Origin of the sequence: Eudoraea sp. (genome assembly GCF_049665975.1) — a bacterium.
Lineage (GTDB): Bacteria > Bacteroidota > Bacteroidia > Flavobacteriales > Flavobacteriaceae > Eudoraea.
The window spans coordinates 1-2,411 of record NZ_JBATGR010000016.1 but is presented as its reverse complement, the minus strand read 5'-3'; the positions used below and the strand labels follow the sequence as shown (position 1 = coordinate 2,411).

The 2,411-nt window shown below is 37.8% G+C and carries 2 protein-coding genes; both read right to left on the bottom strand.

Annotated features, from left to right (window positions below; all coding sequences use genetic code 11):
- The coding region (locus WBN20_RS00635) for an alpha-N-arabinofuranosidase (protein ID WP_424280341.1) at window positions 1-985 on the bottom strand (985 nt) is incomplete at its 3' end.
- Between the two features lie 102 nt (window positions 986-1,087).
- Entirely contained in the window at window positions 1,088-2,197 is a 1,110-nt protein-coding gene (locus tag WBN20_RS00630; protein WP_424280340.1) for a glycoside hydrolase family 43 protein, read from the bottom strand.
- Window positions 2,198-2,411 lie beyond the last annotated feature (214 nt).

Here is a 2,411-nt window from a genome sequence, read left to right as displayed (position 1 = left end):
GTTCCACATCGTACCAGGTGCCCCACTCATCTGCAATTAAAGCTATAGTATTATCGGGGTCGTGTTCATCCATGATGGCAATATGATCTTCCAGATTCCCCTCCATCTTCAATGTATTTAGCATGCTTTTAAACCACTCATTTTCCACAAAATCTGTTGCAGAGCCTTTAACCTCCCAATTATTAACAATGGTATAATAGTGATAGGACAATCCATGTGCAATATTTAAATAACCAGGCGTATCTTTAATACCGGTCATAAAGGTTTTAGTCCATTCCAAATCATCATAGATGCCACCACTTGCAATTTTATATTCGGCATTGCAGTAAGTACTAAATCTTTTAAATACATTGGTGTAGTATTGGGCGTTCATGCTACCACCACAACCCCAGTTCTCATTACCTATGCCCCAAAATTTAACATCCCAGGGATGCTCCCTGCCGTTTTTGCTTCTCAACCTAGTAATTTCACTGTCCTTATCAGAAGTTACATACTCTACCCACTGATAGGCATCTTTTACTGTACCGCTCGCTATATTGACTGCAATATAAGGTTCTGTTTGCAACAACTCACACAGTTCCAAAAACTCGTGGGTTCCAAAGGAATTATCTTCCGTAACACCACCCCAAAATGTATTCACCACAAGTGGTCTGTCCTTAACAGGGCCAATCCCATCTCTCCATTGGTATTGTTCAGCAAAACACCCTCCGGGCCATCTTAATACCGGTATTTCCAATTCTCTCAGCGCCTCTACAACATCCTTTCTGATTCCATTAATATTGGGGATTTCTGAGGCTTTACCTACATAAAAACCATCATAAATACCCCTCCCTAAGTGCTCTGCAAAATGACCATAAATATGTTTACTTATTGTGTCTTTTGCTTTATTTGTGTGTATTATGATTTTATTTTCCTGACCAATAATGGATTGCAATGACAGGAATAAAATTAAGAGGAAGATGGTTAGAGTTTTTTGGTTTGACATTGTCTGATTATTGTTTTAATACTTAAATGGCTTTTAATTATATCTTTAAAAGTTGTATTAATATTATTTTGGATCAAAGTGGAACGATGATAAATCAAATCTTTAATCCGCCATAGAATTTATGGTTTTAATAGTCCCGTCTTTATTGTATTGCAATTCTGTTATTTTAACATTTCTTAGATGTGTTTTCCCTCCCGAAAGAAAGCTGTCATGATAAAACAACCACCACTTGCCGTTGTATTCAACTATTGAATGATGATTGGTCCAGCCTAAAACCGGTTTTAAGATTACCCCTTCATAAGTAAATGGACCGTATGGGTTATCTCCAATACCATATGCTATATTATGAGTGTCACCTGTTGAATAGGAAAAATAATACTTTCCATTATACTTATGAACCCATGCAGCTTCAAAGAAACGTCGTTCATTATCACCTGCCAGTATTGGGTTACCATTTTTATCAAGAATCTGCACATCTTTTGGGGTCTCTGCAAAACTTAACATATTATCAGCAAGTTTCGCGATTTTAGGAGTTAAGGCAGGTTGGTCTGTAACGGGGTAGGTATCTTCTTCCTTATAGGTTCCACTAGCCCATCGTTGTAACTGACCTCCCCAAATACCCCCAAAATACATATAATAGACACCATCGGTATCTTCAAAAACAGCAGGATCCATACTAAAACTTCCTTCAATAGGCTGCTCTTTTGCATTAAATGGCCCAAAAGGATTTTCACTTGTGGCTACGCCAATTTTAAATATATCCGATTTATCCTTTACAGGGAAATAGAAATAATAGACACCATTTTTTTCTGCCGCATCAGGGGCCCACATCTGCCTTCCTGCCCAGGGAACGTCTTTAATGTGCAAAGCAACGCCGTGATCTGTAACATTACCTCCTATACTATCCATCGAGAATACATGATAGTCGTTCATATCAAAATGACTCCCTAAATCATCTTCCGGAACACCCGATTCAAAATCGTGGGAAGGATAGATGTACAATTTCCCTTCAAATACATGTGCCGATGGATCAGCAGTATAGATATCTGAAATTAGCGGCAAAGGGTTTACCCGGATGATTGAGACAGTATCTTCGGGAAGCTCATCTATGGAAGATTCTGTTATTTTGTTTGTTGTTTTGTCCTTGCATCCAAAAAGTAGGATTGCAGCCAGCAAATTCACACTTAAGATTCTAAATTTCGAAGGATCCATAGATTGGTTTTAGTTACATTATTTAGTACTTAAAAGTTGTTGATATTATTTATCAAGGTCCTTAAGTTATTTTCTTAAAAGACTGATGAAAGTTAATCAAAAAAAACGCTCATAAATGCCCTTGAGTTCTAAGTTCCAGGAGCATAAGGGAATTTTAAGGATTTGTAATACTCCAGGTTTTCCTCTGGTCTTCCCACCCCATCTGGCACTTCTC

Coding starts and splice junctions, on each gene's coding strand:
- WBN20_RS00630 (WP_424280340.1), bottom strand. CDS start 2,197: ATGGATCCTTCGAAATTTAGAATCTTAAGTGTGAATTTGCTGGCTGCA.